General features: G+C 72.7%; 20 protein-coding genes. 4 read left to right on the top strand and 16 right to left on the bottom strand.

Annotated features, from left to right (window positions below; translation table 11 throughout):
• Positions 1 to 110 precede the first annotated feature (110 nt).
• Together A5643_RS02265 and sigC are read left to right on the top strand one after the other, a co-directional pair.
• A complete protein-coding gene (locus A5643_RS02265; RefSeq protein ID WP_197497617.1) occupies positions 111 to 815 on the top strand; it encodes a DUF2275 domain-containing protein in 705 nt (234 codons plus the stop codon).
• Positions 816 to 861: 46 nt separating this feature from the next.
• Entirely contained in the window at positions 862 to 1,416 is a 555-nt protein-coding gene (gene sigC, locus A5643_RS02260) for an RNA polymerase sigma factor SigC (protein ID WP_066851502.1), read from the top strand.
• Here sigC and A5643_RS02255 read toward each other — a convergent pair.
• Genes A5643_RS02255 through A5643_RS02240 form a run of 4 tightly spaced genes read right to left on the bottom strand, consistent with a single transcriptional unit; the run spans position 1,406 to position 4,810 of the window.
• Positions 1,406 to 2,140, bottom strand: a complete 735-nt coding sequence (locus A5643_RS02255; protein WP_066851501.1) for a cobalt-precorrin-6A reductase — start codon at positions 2,138 to 2,140, stop codon at positions 1,406 to 1,408. The two genes, sigC and A5643_RS02255, sit on opposite strands and share 11 nt — an antisense overlap.
• Complete coding sequence (gene cobM / locus A5643_RS02250; RefSeq protein WP_066851500.1) at positions 2,137 to 2,892, bottom strand: precorrin-4 C(11)-methyltransferase; 756 nt, start codon at positions 2,890 to 2,892, stop codon at positions 2,137 to 2,139. Before cobM ends, A5643_RS02255 begins: the two co-directional genes overlap by 4 nt.
• Positions 2,889 to 4,064 (bottom strand): precorrin-6y C5,15-methyltransferase (decarboxylating) subunit CbiE, encoded by a 1,176-nt coding sequence (gene cbiE / locus A5643_RS02245; protein ID WP_082948679.1) that lies wholly within the window; start codon positions 4,062 to 4,064, stop codon positions 2,889 to 2,891. The genes cobM and cbiE overlap by 4 nt, the downstream gene beginning before the upstream one ends.
• Positions 4,061 to 4,810 carry an SDR family NAD(P)-dependent oxidoreductase gene (locus A5643_RS02240; protein ID WP_066851498.1) on the bottom strand — a complete coding sequence of 250 codons (750 nt, stop codon included), beginning with the start codon at positions 4,808 to 4,810 and terminating at the stop codon, positions 4,061 to 4,063. Before A5643_RS02240 ends, cbiE begins: the two co-directional genes overlap by 4 nt.
• A gap of 35 nt (positions 4,811 to 4,845) precedes the next feature.
• Between A5643_RS02240 and A5643_RS02235 the strand changes: the two genes are divergently transcribed.
• A complete protein-coding gene (locus tag A5643_RS02235) occupies positions 4,846 to 5,259 on the top strand; it encodes a F420-dependent biliverdin reductase (protein WP_066851496.1) in 414 nt (137 codons plus the stop codon).
• A gap of 20 nt (positions 5,260 to 5,279) precedes the next feature.
• Here A5643_RS02235 and A5643_RS02230 read toward each other — a convergent pair whose 3' ends face one another.
• Positions 5,280 to 6,392 (bottom strand): M24 family metallopeptidase, encoded by a 1,113-nt coding sequence (locus tag A5643_RS02230; protein ID WP_066851494.1) that lies wholly within the window; start codon positions 6,390 to 6,392, stop codon positions 5,280 to 5,282.
• Positions 6,393 to 6,450: 58 nt separating this feature from the next.
• Between A5643_RS02230 and A5643_RS02225 the strand changes: the two genes are divergently transcribed.
• Complete coding sequence (locus A5643_RS02225; RefSeq protein WP_066851593.1) at positions 6,451 to 7,410, top strand: 5'-3' exonuclease; 960 nt, start codon at positions 6,451 to 6,453, stop codon at positions 7,408 to 7,410.
• Positions 7,411 to 7,414: 4 nt separating this feature from the next.
• On the opposite strand, the gene A5643_RS02220 is transcribed toward A5643_RS02225, so the two are convergent.
• The 11 genes from A5643_RS02220 to A5643_RS02170 form a co-directional block, all read right to left on the bottom strand.
• A complete protein-coding gene (locus A5643_RS02220; RefSeq protein WP_066851492.1) occupies positions 7,415 to 8,197 on the bottom strand; it encodes a DUF4333 domain-containing protein in 783 nt (260 codons plus the stop codon).
• Positions 8,198 to 8,250: 53 nt separating this feature from the next.
• A complete protein-coding gene (locus A5643_RS02215) occupies positions 8,251 to 10,968 on the bottom strand; it encodes a DEAD/DEAH box helicase (protein WP_066851491.1) in 2,718 nt (905 codons plus the stop codon).
• Positions 10,952 to 11,884 (bottom strand): twin-arginine translocase subunit TatC, encoded by a 933-nt coding sequence (gene tatC, locus A5643_RS02210; protein ID WP_156628455.1) that lies wholly within the window; start codon positions 11,882 to 11,884, stop codon positions 10,952 to 10,954. The genes A5643_RS02215 and tatC overlap by 17 nt, the downstream gene beginning before the upstream one ends.
• Before the next feature lie 51 nt (positions 11,885 to 11,935).
• Complete coding sequence (tatA, locus tag A5643_RS02205; RefSeq protein ID WP_066851487.1) at positions 11,936 to 12,178, bottom strand: Sec-independent protein translocase subunit TatA; 243 nt, start codon at positions 12,176 to 12,178, stop codon at positions 11,936 to 11,938.
• A gap of 51 nt (positions 12,179 to 12,229) precedes the next feature.
• On the bottom strand, positions 12,230 to 13,210 hold the full coding sequence (locus A5643_RS02200) for a helix-turn-helix transcriptional regulator (RefSeq protein WP_066851485.1): 981 nt from the start codon (positions 13,208 to 13,210) through the stop codon (positions 12,230 to 12,232).
• Positions 13,210 to 14,208, bottom strand: a complete 999-nt coding sequence (locus tag A5643_RS02195; RefSeq protein ID WP_066851592.1) for a helix-turn-helix transcriptional regulator — start codon at positions 14,206 to 14,208, stop codon at positions 13,210 to 13,212. Before A5643_RS02195 ends, A5643_RS02200 begins: the two co-directional genes overlap by 1 nt.
• A gap of 51 nt (positions 14,209 to 14,259) precedes the next feature.
• Positions 14,260 to 14,550, bottom strand: a complete 291-nt coding sequence (locus tag A5643_RS02190; RefSeq protein ID WP_066851483.1) for a hypothetical protein — start codon at positions 14,548 to 14,550, stop codon at positions 14,260 to 14,262.
• Positions 14,551 to 14,646: 96 nt separating this feature from the next.
• Positions 14,647 to 16,005, bottom strand: a complete 1,359-nt coding sequence (pafA, locus tag A5643_RS02185; RefSeq protein WP_156628453.1) for a Pup--protein ligase — start codon at positions 16,003 to 16,005, stop codon at positions 14,647 to 14,649.
• 63 nt (positions 16,006 to 16,068) lie between these two features.
• Complete coding sequence (gene prcA / locus A5643_RS02180; protein ID WP_066851479.1) at positions 16,069 to 16,794, bottom strand: proteasome subunit alpha; 726 nt, start codon at positions 16,792 to 16,794, stop codon at positions 16,069 to 16,071.
• A complete protein-coding gene (gene prcB / locus A5643_RS02175) occupies positions 16,791 to 17,666 on the bottom strand; it encodes a proteasome subunit beta (protein ID WP_082948678.1) in 876 nt (291 codons plus the stop codon). The genes prcA and prcB overlap by 4 nt, the downstream gene beginning before the upstream one ends.
• Positions 17,667 to 17,671: 5 nt before the next feature.
• On the bottom strand, positions 17,672 to 17,863 hold the full coding sequence (locus A5643_RS02170; protein ID WP_066851475.1) for a ubiquitin-like protein Pup: 192 nt from the start codon (positions 17,861 to 17,863) through the stop codon (positions 17,672 to 17,674).
• Positions 17,864 to 17,865 lie beyond the last annotated feature (2 nt).

Here is a 17,865-nt window from a genome sequence, read left to right as displayed (position 1 = left end):
CGGCGGCCTGCCCGGTAGGCGCCGTCAGATGAGTAGTCGGATCGCGGGCCGGGTTAGTTCCCGGCGGTGCGGGGTTTTGTCCGCCGAGGTCGATTTGTCAGGATGAGGTGGTGAATTGCGAGGTCGCGCGTGAAGCACTCTCGGCGCGTCTGGACGGCGAGGCCCAGCCGGTGCTGGGCCACCAGCTCGACGCCCACCTGCGCGGCTGCCGGGGCTGCCGGGAGTGGCTGATCGCGGCGGCGGCGCAGACCCGCGATATCGCGGTGGCCGGCCCGCCGCGCGGCCCGGACCTCACCGAGCAGATCCTCGCCGGTGCGCGCGCCCGCGCGGCCGGCACCGCGGCGCTGTGGTGGCGCGGTGCGCTGATCGTTATCGGGGTCGGGCAGCTGGTGTTGGCGGCCGCGCAGATCGCCGGGCTGGACTTCGGGATGGTGCACACCGAGGGGCACGGCGCGGCGACCGGCGCGCACCTGCTGCACGAGTCCACCGCCTGGCTGGTCGCCCTCGGGGTGGCGATGATCGCGGCGGGGATCTGGACGGTCGCCGCGGTCGGGGTGGCCGCGATCACCGGCGCGTACACGGTGGCGCTGCTGGGCTATGTCGTGGTCGACGCGGTGACCGGGCAGGTGACCGCCTCCCGGGCGCTGAGCCACATCCCGATCCTGTTCGGGCTGGTCTTCGTGCTGCTGGTGGTGCGCGACCGGTTCGGGGCGCCGCGGCGCGATCGCGGGACCGCCGAGGCCGACCCGCCGGTCCCGTGGCCGGAGCCGGGGCGGCGGGATCACCTGCGGCCGGTGAACCGGGCGGCGGCATGACCACACCCCGCACTGACCTACGACTGCGCGTCGTAGACTGGCCGCGATGACCGCGCGCAACGACGACGAGGCCGTGACGGCGCTGGCGCTGGCCGCCGCCGGGCGCAACAGCCGCGCGTTGGAGGCCTTCATCCGCGCCACCCAGCAGGACGTGTGGCGGTTCGTCGCCTACCTCGCCGACGTGGGCAGCGCCGACGATCTCACCCAGGAGACCTTCCTGCGCGCGATCGGCGCCATCGAACGGTTCTCCGGCCGGTCCAGCGCCCGCACCTGGCTGTTGTCGATCGCGCGGCGGGTGGTCGCCGACCACATCCGCCACAACCGGTCGCGGCCCCGCTCGGCGTATGGCGCCGATCCGGCGCAGCTGGCCGACCGGGCGCACACCAGCCGCGGCTTCGAAGACGTCGTCGAGGTCACCGCGATGATCGCCGATCTCTCCCCCGACCAGCGCGAGGCGCTGCTGCTCACCCAGCTGCTCGGGCTGTCCTACGCCGATGCCGCCGCGGTCTGCGGCTGCGCGGTGGGCACCATCCGGTCCCGGGTGGCCCGGGCCCGCGATGCCCTGCTGGCCGACCCGGATTCCGACGAACTCACCGGGTAGCGGCCAGCCGGCGCACCCATGCGGCGGCCCGCGCGGCATCCGGCGCGGTGTCGACGCCGGCGGGCAGGGCGGGCCGCTGCACCATGACCACCGGGATGTCGTGATCGGCGGCGGCGGTCAGTTTCGCGCGGGTCATCTGCCCGCCGCTGTTCTTGGTGACCAGCACGTCGATGCGGTGTTCGGCCAGCAGCGCGGCCTCCTCCGGGTAGCCGTAGGGGCCCCGGGAGAGCAGCAGCCGATGTCGGGCCGGCAGCGCGCCGGGCTCCGGCGCGGTGACCACCCGGATGAGGAACCAGGCGTCGACGCCGGTGAACGCCGTGACGCTGGAGCGCCCGGTGGTCAGGAACACCCGCCGGTAGCCGTGCTCGGCGATGACCTCGGCGGCCCCCCGATTCGACGCCACCGGGATGGCCCCGTCGGTGGGCCAGGCCGGCCGGGCCAGCACCAGGTGCGGCAGCCCCAGCTCGGTGCAGGCCGCGGCGGCGTTGGCGGTGATCGTGGCGGCGAACGGGTGGGTGGCGTCGACCACGGCGTCCACGGCGGACTCGGCCAGCCAGCAGCGCAGTCCTTCGGCCCCGCCGAACCCGCCGATGCGCACCGCCCCGACCGGCAGCGCCGGGTCGGGCACCCGGCCGGCCAGGGAGCTGATCACCTCGATGTCGGGTTGCAGCGCGGCGGCCAGTTCGCGGGCCTCCCCGGTGCCGCCGAGCAATAGGACCTTCACGGGCCGCTCCCCCGCCGCCGCCCGGCCGAGTACAGGTAGCTGTCGGTGAAGCCGGCGGCCGCCAGCGCGTCGCCGACGAAGATCACCGCGGTCTTGGTGATGTTGGCGGCGTGCATCTGCTCGGCGATGTCGGCCAGGGTGCCGCGCCGCACCGTCTGCTGCGGGCGGCTGGCGAACGCGACCACCGCCGCCGGGGTGTCGGGACGGTAGCCGCCGGCCAGCAGCTGCGGCACGATCGTGTCGATCTGGGCGGCGGCCAGGTGCAGCACCAAGGTGGCGCCCGGTTTGGCCAGCGCGGTGAGTTCCTCGCCGGCGGGCATGGCGGTCGACAGGGTGGCGACCCGGGTCAGGGTCACCGTCTGCGCCACGCCCGGCACGGTGAGTTCGCGCCCGAGTTCCGCTGCGGCGGCGGCGAAGGCCGGGACGCCGGGCACGATCTGGTAGTCGACGCCGGCCGCGTCGAGGCGGCGGCACTGTTCGGCGACCGCGCTGTAGAGCGACGGATCCCCGGAGTGCAGCCGGGCGACGTCGTGGCCCGCCGCGGCGGCGGCGGTGATCTCGGCGATGATCTCGTCGAGGGTCAGCGGGCCGGTGTCGACGATGCGGGCGTCGGGCGGGCAGAACGCCAGCAGGTCGTCGGACATGATCGATCCGGGGTGCAGGCAGACCGGGCAGGCGGCCAGCAGCCGCTGGCCGCGGACGGTGATCAGGTCGGCGGCGCCGGGTCCGGCGCCGATGAAGTACACGGTCATCGGGTCAGCTCCCACTGGGTCACCGGGCGGTGCGGCAGCCAGCCGCGGAACGCCCCCAGCGGTTCCACCCGGTGGTGCTCCAGCCGTCGCAACACCCCTCCGTGTTGCGAATACGCCTGCAACAGAACGGCTTCGGACTCGACGGTGACCGTGTTGGCGACCAGCCTGCCGCCGGCGGGCAGGGCCTGCAGACAACCCTCGAGCAGCCCCGGTGTGGTCAGGCCGCCGCCGATGAACACCGCGGCGGGGGCGGCGGCGCCGCCGAAGGCCTCCGGCGCGGCACCGCGCACCTCGACCCGGGCGCCGGCGCCGGCCGCGTTGCGCGCGATGTCGCGGCGGCGGGCCTCGTCGTGTTCGAACGCCACCGCGGTGCACCCCGGCGCGCTGCGGGCCCACGACACCGCGATGCTGCCCGATCCCGACCCGACGTCCCACAGCCGCTCGCCCGGCCGCGGGGCCAGCGCGGCCAGCGTGACCGCGCGGATGCCGTATTTGGTCAGCTGGCCGGTGGTTTCGAACGCGCTGTCGGGCAGGTGGACACCGGCCTCGTCCGGCAGGTAGCGCACGGCGATGACGTTGAGGTCGTCGAGGTCGGACTCGGCGGCGCCGGCCCACTCCCGGGCGGTGCCGTCGCGGCGGCGTTCGGCCGGTCCGCCGAGTTGCTCGAAAACGCTGAGTTGCGAGTCGGCGCGGCCGTGCTCGCACAGCAGCGCGGCGAGCTGCGGCGGGCTGGACCGGCCGCGGGAGAGCACGATCGCCCGCCCGCCGCGCCGCACCGCGGTGTGCGGCGGCGCGCTCACCAGGCTGATGACCTCGGTGTCGGCGACGCTCCAGCCCAGCCGGGCGCAGGCCAGCGCCGGGGACGACACGTGCGGCAGCACCGTGACCCGCTGCGGGCCGAACAGCCGGATGACGGTGACGCCGATGCCGTGCAGCAGCGGGTCGCCGCTGGCGAGCACGTGCACGTCGTGCGGCTGGTCGAGCAGCGCGGGCAGCGCCTCCAGCAGCGGCGACGGCCAGCTCCGCCGGTCCGCCGCAACCGTGCCGTCGAGCAGCCCGAGTTGCCGGTCCGACCCGTAAACCACGGTGGCGGAGCGCAATTCGGTACGGGATCGCTCGGCCAGGCCGCCCATCCCGTCGGCACCGATGCCGATCACCACGATCCGGCTCACCGCGGCAGCCTCCGCCACACCGCACGGGGCAACAGCCGCATCCCGGCGAATAGCGGGCGCAGTGCCCACGGGATCCACACCGTGTGACGGCGGCGGGCCAGCGCGCGGGCGGTCGCGGCGGCGACCTGCCGCGGGGTGCTCGACAGCGGCGCCGGGGTCATCCCCTCGGTCATCCGGCCGACGACGAAGCCGGGTCGGGCGACCAGCAGGTGCACCCCGCTGCCGTGCAGGGCGTCGGCGAGCCCGCCGGCGAACCCGTCCAGGCCGGCTTTGGCCGAGCCGTAGACGTAGTTGGCCCGCCGCACCCGCACCCCGGCCACCGAGGAGAACACCACCAGCGCGCCTCGCCCGGCCGCGCGCATGGTGACGGCCAGGTGGGTGAGCAGGCTGATCTGGGCGACGTAGTCGGTGTGCACGATCGCCACCGCGTGCGCGGCGTCGGTTTCGGCCCGGGCCTGGTCGCCGAGGACCCCGAACGCCAGCACCGCGGTGCCCAACGGCCCGTGCTCGGCGACCAGCTCGGCGACCAGCGGCCCGTGCCCGGCGAGGTCGTCGGCGTCGAACTCGACGGTGTGCACCGCGGCGGCGCCGGCGGCGCGCACCGCGGCCACCTGCGGGTCGAGCCGGTCGGCGTTGCGGGCGGCCAGCACCACCGTCGCGCCCGGCGCCAGCAGGCCGGCCAGCTCGACGCCGATCTCGCTGCGCCCGCCGAAGATGACCACCGGTGGGTTTCTCGTGTCCTCCACGCCAGCGATTATGTCCTGCGCTAGCGTGGGCCGTGATGGCGAACACCACGACCCGGCTCACCGACGACGCGCACTCGTTTCTCACCGAGCGGCACTTGGCGATGCTGACCACGCTGCGCGCCGACGGCTCGCCGCACGTGGTCGCGGTCGGATTCACCTTCGACCCGAAAACCCATATCGCACGGGTGATCACCAACGGCGGCTCGCAGAAGGCGCTCAACGCCGAGCGCGGCGGGGTGGCGGTGCTGTCCCAGGTCGACGGGGCGCGCTGGCTGTCGCTGGAGGGTCGGGCCAGTGTGAGCGCGGACGCCGATGCGGTGCGCGACGCCGAACTGCGCTACGCGCAGCGTTACCGCACCCCGCGGGAGAATCCGCAGCGGGTGGTCATCGAGGTGCAGATCCAGCGGGTGCTGGGCTCCTCGACGCTGCTCGACCGCGACACCGATTAGCCGGCCACGCCGGCCACGGCTCAGCCGGCGACGACCAGCTCGTGGGGGCGGGTGTTGACCGGTTCCGCGCCGTCGTCGGTGACGATGACGATGTCCTCGATGCGGGCGCCCCATCGGCCGGGGAAATAGATTCCGGGTTCGACGGAGAACGCCATCCCGGCGGCCAGCGGCAGGTCGTTGCCGGCGACCAGGTAGGGCTCTTCGTGCACCGACAGGCCGATGCCGTGCCCGGTGCGGTGCACGAAGTACTCGGCCAGCCCGGCCTCGGCCAGCACGTCGCGGGCGGCGGCGTCGATCTGCTCGGCGGTCGCCCCCGGACGCACCGCGCTCACCGCGGCGCGCTGGGCGCGCTGCAGCACCGCGTAGTGCTGCGCCACTTCGGGGCCGGGTTCGCCGACGCTGTAGGTGCGGGTGCAGTCGGAGTAGTAGCCGGGCTCGACGGGCCCACCGATGTCGACGACCACGATGTCGCCGTGGCTCAGTTGCCGCTGCGAGCAGGCGTGGTGCGGGTCGGCGCCGTTCGGCCCGGACCCGACGATGATGAACGCCACCTCCGAATGCCCTTCGGCCACAATAGCTTCGGCGATATCGGCGGCGACGTCGGCTTCGGTGCGGCCGGCCCGCAGCAGCGCGGGAACCGCGGCGTGCACCCGGTCGATGGCGGCGCCGGCGCGGCGCAGCGCGTCGATCTCGGCGGGATCCTTGCGCATCCGCAGCCGGCGCAGCACCGCGGTGGCCAGCTCCGGCGGGGCGCCCAGCAGGGTGGCCAGCGGCACCAGGTGCAGGGCGGGCATCGCGTCGGTGACCGCCGCGGTGGTCCCGGGCAGCGCGTCGGCGACCAGCCGGTAGGGGTCGTCGCCGTCCACCCAGTCCCGCACCGTGATGCCCAGGTCGCCGACCGCGGATTCGGCCAGGGCGGGCACCTCCAGCCTGGGCACCACCATCGTCGGCTCCCCGTCGGCGGGCAGCACCAGCGCGGTGAGCCGCTCGAAGGTCTCCGCCCGCGACCCCAGCAGGTAGCGCAGGTCGTGTCCGGGGGTGATGACCAGCCCGGCCAGTCCGGCCTCGGCGGTGGCGGCGGCCGCGGCGGCCAGCCGGCGGGCGTAGACGGAGCTGTCGAACCGGGAAGTCACCTCCCCAGGCTATCGGGTGGGGCGGCGGTCGATCCGGGCGGGAAATAGCATGGCGGGCATGCCCGCTCCGCTGCTGCTGCTCGACGGCGCCTCGATGTGGTTCCGTTCCTTCTACGGGGTGCCGTCGTCGATCACCGCACCCGACGGGATGCCGGTCAACGCGGTGCGCGGTTTCCTCGACGCGGTGGCCACCCTGGTCACCGCACAGCGGCCGCGCCGCCTGGTGGTCTGCCTGGATCTGGACTGGCGTCCGCAGTTCCGGGTGGCGCTGCTGCCGTCTTACAAGGCGCACCGGGTGGAGGAGGTCGAGGCCGATGCCCCCGACGTCGAGGAGATGCCCGACGAGCTCGGCCCGCAGGTGGAGGTGATCCTGGAGGTGCTGGACGCCTTCGGGATCGCCACCGGCGGCGCGGAGGGGTTGGAGGCCGACGACGTGCTGGGCACCCTGGCCGCCGCCGAGACGGCCGACCCGGTCGTGGTGGTCTCCGGGGACCGGGATCTGCTGCAGGTGGTCGCCGAGGACCCGGTGCCGGTGCGGGTGCTCTACCTCGGGCGCGGGCTGGCCAAGGCGACCCTGTTCGGGCCGGCCGAGGTCGCCGAACGCTACGGGGTGCCCGCCGCGCGGGCCGGGGCCGCCTACGCCGAGTTGGCGTTGCTGCGCGGTGACCCGTCCGACGGACTGCCCGGGGTGCCGGGGATCGGGGAGAAGACCGCCGCGCGGCTGTTGGCCGAGCACGGCTCGCTGGCCGCGGTGCGGGCCGCCGCAGCCGATCCGAGCTCGCCGATGGCCAAGGGGATCCGGGCGAAGCTGGTCGCGGCGAGCGACTACATCGAGACCGCGGGCCCGGTGGTGCGGGTGGTCACCGACGCCGCGGTGGAACTGTCCCGGGCCACCGACGCGCTGCCGGAACGGGCGGTGGACGCCGATCGTGTTGCCGCCCTTGCCGACCGGTACGGGGTCGGCTCGTCGGTGCGGCGGCTGGAGACCGCGCTGCAGACCGCCGCCCGCACCGGTTGACCGGTCAGCGGGGCCGGCCGACGGCGTAGGTGCCCGAGTCGTCCTGGAAGGTCACCGTCACCTTGCGCTTGGTGCCGTCGATGCTGACCTCGCAGTCGAAGGTGCCGTCCTTCTTGACCGTCGGGTTGCCCTTGCCCTCGTTGCAGATGACGTCCTTGACGTTCTTGGCGCCGTAGCCGTTGGTCTCGTCGCTGAGGATCTGCTGCACGCCGGCCTGGGCCTTGTCGATGTTGAGTTTGGTGGTGACCAGGAAGCCGGGCCACAGCAGCCCCAACACCAGCACCGCGACGATGATCGCGCCGGTCAGCGCGGCCAGGGTGACCGCGGCGCGCCCGCTGATCGGCATGCCGAGGAACTTCTTGCGGGCGTCGGAGACCAGGTGGTGTTCGTGGCCGGCGGGAGCGCCGGGCTGCGCCGGGGGCTGACCGGGCTGGGCGTACGGGCCCGTCGCGCTGTAGTCGGTGGGTTGGCCGTACGGGCCGGGCTGGGCGTACTGGGTGGGATGCCCGTACTGGCCCGGCGGCGGGTATTCGGCGGTCTGGCCGTAGGGCTGACCGGGCGAACCGTAGGGGGTGGGCTGGCCGTACTGCTCGGGCTGCGGGTAGCCGGGCACCGCCGGGTAGGTGGGCGGGTACTCCTGCTCGTAACCGGTCGGCTGCCACGGCGACGGCTCGGCCGGCGGCACCGCGGCGTCCTGGTGACCCGACTCGGCCTGCTGGGGGCTCTCCGCCGGCTCAGCCGGGGGCTGCCAGGCTTCCGTCGGGTCCGGTCCCTGCGGTCCGCTCATGCCATCTCCCTGTGTACTGCGTTCGCCTCGCTGTTCGCGCCTACCCTACCGGCCTATCCCCCGTCCACCGCGACGACGCCGCGCCGAACCGCGCCGATCGCTTGTTGGGCGGTTCGGCGCAGTTCGGCTTGCGGGCCGGCGTTGCGGACCTGATCGAGCAGGTCGAGCACCTGGCGGCACCAGCGCACGAAATCCCCTGCCGACAGCGGGCTGCCGGTCTCGGTCACATCGGAGGCGGCCAGCGCGGTGGCCAGGTCGCCGGTGCGGGCCCAGTGGTACGCCGCCGCCGCGAAACCGTCGTCGGGCTCACGGCCGGTGGCCAGCCGGTGGCGCTGCTCGTCGGAGCGCAGCTGCGCGGAGAGCCGCAGCGTGTTCTGCAAGCCGCGCCGCACCCCGGCCGACGGGGCGTCGGCGCCGTGGATGCCGCCGTGGCCGTCCCCGCGGGTCTCGAACAGCACCGCCGAGACCACCGCGGCCAGCTCGGTGGGTTTGAGACCCTGCCACGCGCCGGTGCGCAGGCATTCGGCCACCAGCAGGTCGCTTTCGCTGTAGATGCGGGCCAACAGCCGGCCGTCGTCGGTGACCGACAGCTCGCCGTCGGGGCCGCGGCGGATGTAGCCGCGTTCGGTGAGCAGCCCGACGATCCGGTCGAAGGTGCGGGCCAGCGAGTTCGTCGCCGCCGCGACCTTCTTGTCCAGCTGGGCGTTGTCCCGCTCGATGCGCAGGTAGCGCTGCGCGGCGGCCAGTCCCTCGTCCCGGTCGGCGGCGTGGTGCACCGGGTGGGCCCGCAGCTTGGTGCGCAGCGCCGTCAGTTCCGGGTCGGCCGGTTCGTCGTCGCGGCCGCGGCGCCGGCCGGGCAGCGGCAACCCGGCGGCCGCCGACCGCAGCGCCGACGCCAGGTCCCGGCGGACCCGCGGCTGGCGGTGCTCCACCCGCTTGGGCAGCCGCATCGTTCCCAGCGGCGGCGTCGCCCCGGAGTAGTCGGCCGAGGAGATCCGGCCCGCCCAGCGGTGCTCGGTCAACACCAGCGGCCGCGGGTCCAGCTCGTCGCGGGCGGCTTCGATCACCACCGCCAGCCCGCCGCGGCGGCGGTCGTTGATCGTGATGATGTCGCCGCGGCGCAGCGCGGCCAGCGCGTCGTTGGCGGCCCGGCGCCGCTGCAGCCGTCCGGCGCGGGCCTGCGCCTTCTCCCGCTGGGAGACCTGGTCGCGCAGCCGGGCGTAGTCGAGGATGGGCGCGTCGGTGCCGCCGAGTTCGGCGGCGATCTCGGCCAGCATCCGCCGGCCCCGCTCCGCGCCGCGCACCAGGCCCACCACCGACCGGTCGGCCTGGTACTGGGCGAAGGACTGTTCCAGCAGCCGGTGGGCCTGCTCGGTGTCCATCCGCGAGACCAGGTTGATCGTCATGTTGTAGGACGGCGCGAACGAGCTGCGCAGCGGGAAGGTGCGGGTGGAGGCGAGCCCGGCCACGTCGGCGGGTTCGATGTCGGGCTGCCACACCACCACCGCGTGGCCCTCGATGTCGATGCCGCGCCGCCCGGCCCGCCCGGTCAGCTGGGTGTACTCCCCCGGGGTGAGCGGGGCGTGTTCCTCCCCGTTGAATTTCACCAGCCGTTCCAGCACGACGGTGCGGGCGGGCATGTTGATGCCCAACGCCAGGGTTTCGGTGGCGAACACCGCCTTGACCAGCCCGGCGGTGAACAGTTCCTCCACGGTGTGCCGGAAGCCGGGCAGCATCCCGGCGTGGTGGGCGGCCATGCCCCGCAGCAGCCCCTCGCGCCATTCGTAGTAGCCCAGCACCCCCAGGTCGGTGTCGGCCAGGTGCGCGCAGCGCCGCTCGACCACCTCGGCGATGCGGTCCCGCTCGGCCTCGGTGGTCAGCCGCAGCGGGGAGCGCAGGCACTGGCGCACCGCCGCGTCGCACCCGGCGCGGGAGAACACGAACGTGATCGCCGGGAGGAGCCCGGCGCTGTCCAGCGCGGCGATCACCTCCGGTCGGGCCGGCGGCCGGAAGGCGCGCACCGGCCCGGGGCCGCGGTGCCGGTGCGGACGCCAGTCGGAGAGCCGGTCGGCTTCGCGGCGCTGGCTGATGTGGCGCAGCAGGTCGGGGGCGACCGCGCCGGGTTTGCCGTCGGCGTCGAACAGGTCGAACAGCCGCTTGCCGACCAGCATGTGCTGCCACAGCGGTACCGGCCGGTGCTCGTCGACGACGACGGTGGTGTCGCCGCGCACGGTCTGGATCCAGCCGCCGAACTCCTCGGCGTTGCTCACCGTCGCCGACAGGCTGACCAGCCGCACCGGTTCGGGCAGGTGCAGGATCACCTCCTCCCACACCGCGCCGCGCATCCGGTCGGCCAGGAAGTGCACCTCGTCCATCACCACGTGGGAAAGCCCGTGCAGCGTCGGGGAATCCGCGTAGAGCATGTTGCGCAGCACCTCGGTGGTCATGACCACCACTGGGGCGTCGCCGTTGATCGACTGGTCGCCGGTGAGCAGCCCGATGCGCTCGGCGCCGTAGCGGGCGCTCAGGTCGGTGTGCTTCTGGTTGCTCAGCGCTTTCAGCGGGGTGGTGTAGAAGCATTTGCCGCCGCCGGCCAGCGCCAGGTGCACCGCGAACTCCCCCACCACGGTTTTGCCCGCGCCGGTGGGGGCGCAGACCAGCACGCCGTGGCCGGCTTCCAACGCGGTGCAGGCCCGCCGCTGGAACTCGTCCAAGGCGAACGGCAGGTCCGCGGCGAAGCGGGCCAGTTGCGACTCAGGTGGCGTCGTCATCGGTGCGGGTGATCGGGCCGGGCGCGGGCACCGGGGCGGGCTCCTCGAGCACCGACGCCTCGTCGTCGGCCAGGGTGGCGGCTTCGCGTCGCGCCCGGCGTCTGTCGTGCAGGCGAGCGATCTGGATCGCGAACTCCAGCAGCAGGGTGAGCGCGAGGCCCAGCGCGATCATCGAGAACGGGTCGGAGCCGGGGGTGAAGATCGCCGCGAACAGGAACACCACGAAGATCAGGCCGCGCCGCCACTGCTTGAGCCGCTGGTAGCTCAGCACCCCGACGGCGTTGAGCATCACGATCAGCAGCGGGAACTCGAAGCTGATGCCGAAGACCAGCAGCAGGTTGATCAGGAACCCGAAGTACTGGTCGCCGGAGAGCGCGGTGACCTGCACGTCGCTGCCGATCGTCAGCAGGAAGTGCAACGCCTTGGCCAGGACCAGGTAGGCCAGCAGCGCGCCGGCGACGAACAGCACCGCCGCCGAGACCACGAAGGTGACCGCGAACCGGCGCTCCTTGCGGTAGAGCCCCGGGGTGATGAACGCCCACAGCTGGTAGAACCAGACCGGGCAGGCCAGCACCACCCCGGCGGCCAGGCCCACCTTGAGCCGCAGCATGAACTGGTCGAACGGGGCGGTCGCCAGCAGCCGGCACTGCCCGTCGGCGCTGATGTCGGCCCGCGCCGACGGCGGCAGCGCGCAGTACGGGTGGCGCAGCCATTCGCCCAGGCTCTCCAGCCCGAACACCGAGTGCGAGTACCACAGGAAACCGGCGATCGTGGTCACGAAGATCGCCGCCAGCGAGATCAGCAGCCGGGTCCGCAGTTCGCGCAGGTGGTCGGCGAGCGCCATGGTGCCGTCCGGATTGGTGCGGCTGCGGCGCTGCCGCGGATCCAGCCGTTTGAACAATCCTTGGGTGCGCACCATCAGAAGTCGGGGCGTGCGGCCGTGCCGCACGCCGGGGTCGAGGCCGGGTTAGGAAGCCCGTCCGTCGGCCGCGGGTGGGTCGACGCGCTCGGACTGCACCGCGGTGGGCGGCGCGGCGGGGGAGGCAGGGGACTCGGCCCTGCTCTCGTTCTGCAGTTCACGAACCTCGGATTTGAAGATCCGCAACGACTTGCCCAGCGACCGTGCTGCGTCGGGAAGCCGTTTGGCACCGAACAGAACGATCACCACGACCAGCAGGATCGCCCAGTGCCACGGACTAAGACTGCCCACTTTGGTTACCTCCAGACGTCGCCACGATGCTACCGCAGCCGGCTGGCAGCGTTAGGTGGAGAGGCCCGCGGCGTCGTAGGCGGCCAGCGCCGCGGTCGCGGCCTGCCGCACCTGATCGGCCAGCGTCTCCGGTTTCAGAACCCGCACCTGCCCGCCCAGGCCGAGCAGCAGCCGGGTCATCCAGTCGTCGGAGGCATAGGTCATCGCCGCCTCGCAGGTGCCGTCGGGCCGTTCGTTGAGCACCCGCATCGGGTAGTACTCGAACATCCAGGCCGCCGTCGGCGCCACCAGCAGGGTGGCGGCCGGCAGGCCCGGGTCGGCGGTGAACAGCGACATGTCGGTCGGGGCGGTCACGGCCGGCTCCGGTGGGGACGACGGTTCGTCGAGCACGGTGGTGTCCACGATCCGGTCGAACCGGAACAGCCGGACCCCCTCGGCTTCCCGGCACCAGCCCTCCAGGTAGCTGTGGTTGCCGATCAGCACCACCCGGATCGGGTCCACCATCCGGGTGGTCAGGGTGTCGTGGGAGGCGGCGTAGTAGTCGATGCTCAGCGCGCGGCGGTCGGTGACGGCCTGGCGGACCGCGGCGGCGGCGTCGTGCTCGGCGGGGGCGGGTTCGTCGACGGCGGCCACCGCTTCGGGCTGGTCAGCGGTGGCCGCGCCGGCCGCCGCCTCGATCTTGGCGATCGCACTGCGCGCGGCCTCCGGCTCCACCACGCCGGGGATGTCGGTCAGGGCGCGCAGCGCCATCAGCAGACCGGTGGCCTCCGGGGAGGTCAGGCCCAGCGGGTGGTCCAGCCCGGCGGAGAAGGTCACCTCGATGTGGTCGGCGTCGATGTCGACGAAGTCGATCAGGTCGTCGGGGTAGTGGCCGGGCAGGCCGCTGACGAACAGCAGGTTGAGGTCGTCGACCAGCTGCTCCTCGGTGACCCCGAGGTCGGTGGCCGCCTTGGCGCGGTGCACCCGCGGGTTGGCCTGGAAGTACGGGACCATGTTGAGCAGCCGTACCAGTCGTTCGGAGATCGGGCGCATCAGCCGGACACCTCCACGTCGTCGCTCGCCAGGGCTCGCAGCCGGGCGAGGACGTCCTCGCGCAGCTCGGCCGGTTCCAGTACCACCGCATCGGCGCCGTACCCGGCGACGGTGCGGGTCAACTGGCCCAGCGCGTCGGCCGGCAGTTCGAACACCGTGCCGTCGCGCTCACCCAGCCGGCGCTGCTCGACGGCGGTGCCGGTGCGCCGCAGCGCCACCCCGCGGTCCTCGGCCACCCAGACCCGCGCGGTCGTCGTGGTCGCCGACCCGGCGACGACGTCGGTGAGCAGTTGTCGCAGGTCGACGTCGGCGGTGCGGCTGACGGCGCCCGGCGCCCCGATCGGGGTGACGGTGTCGCCCATGCGGGACAGCCGGAAGACCCGGGTGTCGTCGCGGTCGCGGTCGTGGCCGACCAGGTACCAGCGGCCCTTGGCGGTGAGCACTCCCCACGGCTCGACGGTGCGCAGCGTGTAGGGCTGGCTGCGGGAGGGCCGGTGCTCGAACTGCACCGCCTGGCCGTGGTCGATGGCGGCGAGCAGACCGGCGAGCACGGTGCCCGCACCGCGCAGGCCGGGCCGTTCGGTGACCGGCGCGATCGCGGTGGAGGCGTCGGGGTCGACGTCGACGCCGGCGGCGCGCAGCTTCAGCAGGGCCCGCTGGGTCGCGGTGATCAGTTCGGGGGTCTCCCACAGCTGGCCGGCCACCGCCACCGCCGCGGCCTCCCCCGCGGTCAGGGTGATCTCGGGCAGCGCGTAGTCATCGGCGCTGATCCGGTAGCCCTCCACCGGGCTCGATGAGGACGCCTTGCCGGTCTCCAGCGGGATGCCCAGGTCGCGCAGTTCGCTTTTGTCCCGCTCGAACATGCGGGCAAAGGCGTCGTCGCTGGAGTTGTCGTAGCCGACCACCGTGGCGCGGATCTTCTCGGCGGTGAGGTACCCGCGGGTGGACAGCAGTGCGATCACCAGGTTGAGCAGCCGTTCGACTTTCGATTCCGCCACGGCCACAGCCTAATGGGCGTGCGGCGCTCAGGGTCGGGTCCGGCACGCCGATCAGCCCGGGATCACCCAATCCGCCCACGGGCCGGGCCCGACCCGGTAGGAGCCCGGGAACTGCTGGGCCATCAACACGGCCACCGCGACGGTCGGCGGGCCGCCGGTGCGGGCCCCACCGGGTGGCATGCACCCCACATCGGCGATACCGAGTTTGACCGCATAAGACCCCGGCCCGCTGGTCAGTTCGCAGGCTTCCCGCACGGTCACTGTGCGATCAGCGTGCGCGAGCGGCGCCGCAGCGACCGCGGCGACCGCCGCGAAGACCATTCCGATCACGATTCGGTTCATGACAGCCCCTTTGCTGTGCATCTGATCCGACGCACAGTAATCGCGGAGCGATGTCGGCGGGCGGCTTTGACCGGATCGCCCGGAATCGCGCGCGGCTCACATGCTGGCGATCAGCCGCGCCACCCGCTCGTCCTCGTACCGGAACGGGTCCTTGCACAGCACGGTGCGCTGCGCCTGGTCGTTGAGCTTGAGATGCACCCAGTCGACGGTGAAGTCGCGGCCGGCGGCCTGGGCGGCGCTGATGAACTCCCCGCGCAGTTTGGCCCGGGTGGTCTGCGGCGGGGTGTCGACGGCCGCGTCGATCTCCTCGTCGGTGGTGACGCGGGCGGCCAGCCCTTTGCGCTGCAGCAGGTCGAACACCCCGCGGCCGCGTTTGATGTCGTGGTAGGCCAGGTCCAGCTGGGCGATCTTGGGATCGGACAGTTCCATGTCGTAGCGGTCCTGGTAGCGCTGGAACAGTTTGCGTTTGATCACCCAGTCGATCTCGGTGTCGACTTTGGCGAAGTCCTGGCTCTCCACGGCGTCGAGTTGGCGGCCCCACAGGTCGATGACCTGCTGGAGCTGCGGCGCGGGCGCCCGGTTGGCCAAGTAGTCCACCGCGCGGCTGTAGTACTCGCGCTGGATGTCCAGTGCGCTGGCCTGTCGCCCGCCGGCCAGCCGGACCGGGCGCCGGCCGGTGACGTCGTGGCTGACCTCCCGGATCGCGCGGATCGGGTTGTCCAGGGAGAAGTCCCGGAACGCCACCCCGGCCTCGATCATCTCCAGCACCAGCGCGGCGGTGCCCACCTTGAGCATCGTGGTGGTCTCGCTCATATTGGAGTCGCCGACGATGACGTGCAGGCGACGGTACTTCTCGGCGTCGGCGTGCGGCTCGTCGCGGGTGTTGATGATCGGCCGGGACCGGGTGGTGGCGCTGGAGACACCCTCCCAGATGTGCTCGGCGCGCTGGCTCAGGCAGAAGGTGGCGGCCTTGGGGGTCTGCAGCACCTTGCCCGCGCCGCAGATCAGCTGGCGGGTCACCAGGAACGGCAGCAGCACGTCGGAGATGCGGGAGAACTCCCCGGCCCGCACGATCAGGTAGTTCTCGTGGCAGCCGTAGGAGTTGCCGGCCGAGTCGGTGTTGTTCTTGAACAGGTAGATGTCGCCGCCGATCCCCTCGTCGACCAGCCGCTGTTCGGCGTCGATCAGCAGGTCTTCGAGCACCCGTTCCCCGGCGCGGTCGTGGGTGACCAGCTGCAGCAGGTTGTCGCATTCGGCGGTGGCGTACTCGGGGTGGCTGCCCACGTCGAGGTAGAGCCGCGCCCCGTTGCGCAGGAAAACGTTGGAGCTGCGTCCCCAGGAGACCACCCGGCGGAACAGGTAGCGGGCCACCTCGTCGGGGGACAGTCGGCGTTGGCCGTGGAACGTGCAGGTCACGCCGAACTCGGTCTCGATGCCCATGATTCGTCGCTGCACGGTTTGAGCCTACTGGGTGGGCGGGTGCGGTGCGGGTCGGCCGCGCCGATAGGCGGGAGAGCGCTAGTCGGTGCTGTCCGCCGCCCGCTCGGGCAGCAGCGCCTCCAGCGCGGCCCCGGTGATCCGGCGGAACGCCCGCTTGGGCCGGCCGGCGTCGAGGATCGCCACCTCCAGCGTGCCCGGCCCGAGCACCCGGGGCTCGGCGGCCTCCCCGTTGTCGGCGTGCAGGGCATGCACCGCCACCTGCACCGCGTCGGCCAGGTCGGCGTTCTCGGTGTAGGAGTCCTTCATCGCGGTGATGATCGGCTCGGTGGTGCCGCCCATGACCACGAAATGCGGTTCGTCGTTGATCGAGCCGTCGTAGGTGATGCGGTACAGCTCCGGGCGTTTGGTCTCGCCGTAGTGCGCCACCTCGGCGACGCACAGCTCCACCTCGTAAGGCTTGGCCTGCTCGGTGAAGATCGTCCCCAGCGTCTGGGCGTAGACGTTGGCCAGCTGCCTGCCGGTGACGTCGCGGCGGGCGTAGGCGTAACCGCGGGTGTCGGCGAACTGGATTCCGCCGCGGCGCAGGTTGTCGAACTCGTTGAACCGGCCGACCGCGGCGAACCCCACCCGGTCGTAGAGCTCACTGACCTTCTGCAGGGACCGCGACGGGTTCTCGGCGACGAACAGCACACCGTCGGCGTAGGAGGACACCACCACGCTGCGGCCGCGCGCGATCCCCTTGCGGGCGAGCTCGCTGCGCTCGCGCATCGCCTGTTCCGGCGAGATGAAGTAAGGGAAACTCACTGCTGCTCACCCCGCTCGCCCGCGGCGCCGTCGGGGCCGAATGTATCGGCGCGGGTGCGGCTTTCGATGATCTCGCGGGACAACTCGGCGATCCGCTGCTCGGTGACCTCCTCGGCGCCGTCGGCGTCGATGGTCACCGCGGTCGGGAAGATGCCGCGCACCAGATCCGGTCCGCCGGTAGCGGAGTCGTCGTCGGCGGCGTCGTAGAGCGCCTCGATGGCCACCCGCAGCGCCGAGTCCGCGTCGCGCACTTGGGCGTAGAGCTTCTTCATCGACGACTTCGCGAACAGCGAGCCCGAGCCCACCGACTGGTAGCCCTCCTCCTCGAGGTTCCAGCCGCCCGCGGCGTCGAACGAGACGATCCGCCCGGCCGAGTTCGGGTCGGCGGCGTCGATGTCGTAGCCGGCCAGCAGCGGCAGCGCGATCAGCCCCTGCATGGCCGCGCCCAGGTTGGACCGCACCATGATCGCCAGCCGATTGACCTTGCCGGCGAACGTCAGCGGCACCCCTTCGAGCTTTTCGTAGTGCTCGAGCTCCACCGCGTAGAGCCGGGCGAACTCCACCGCGACCGCGGCGGTGCCCGCGATGCCGGTCGCGGTGTACTCGTCGGTGATGTAGACCTTCTGCACATCGCGCCCGGCGATCATGTTGCCCTGGGTGGCGCGACGGTCACCGGCGACCACCACCCCACCGGGGTACTTCAGCGCGACGATGGTGGTGCCGTGCGGCAGCCGGTCACCGACGCTGTCGGCGGTCGCGGTCATCGGCAGCAGGTCGGGCGCCTGGCGGCGCAGCAGATCCGAAAACGAGGAGAGCTCGGTGAAACCGGAGCCGGTCGTGGCGAGGTGGAGGCCCTGATGGTCACCGAACATCCAGGTCACTCGCCGCCCTTCTGCACGTAGGCCCGCACGAAGTCTTCGGCGTTCTCCTCCAGCACGTCGTCGATCTCATCCAGCAGATCGTCGGTCTCGGAGGCCAGCTTCTCGCGACGTTCCTGACCCGCACCGGTGTCCCCGGTCAGGTCGTCGTCACCCCCGCCTCCGCCGCGCTTGGTCTGCTCCTGCGCCATCG

Origin of the sequence: Mycobacterium sp. 1274756.6, from assembly GCF_001668625.1 — a bacterium.
GTDB lineage: Bacteria > Actinomycetota > Actinomycetes > Mycobacteriales > Mycobacteriaceae > Mycobacterium.
The sequence above is the reverse complement of the archived record's forward strand: the minus strand, read 5'-3'. Positions and strand labels throughout refer to the sequence as shown.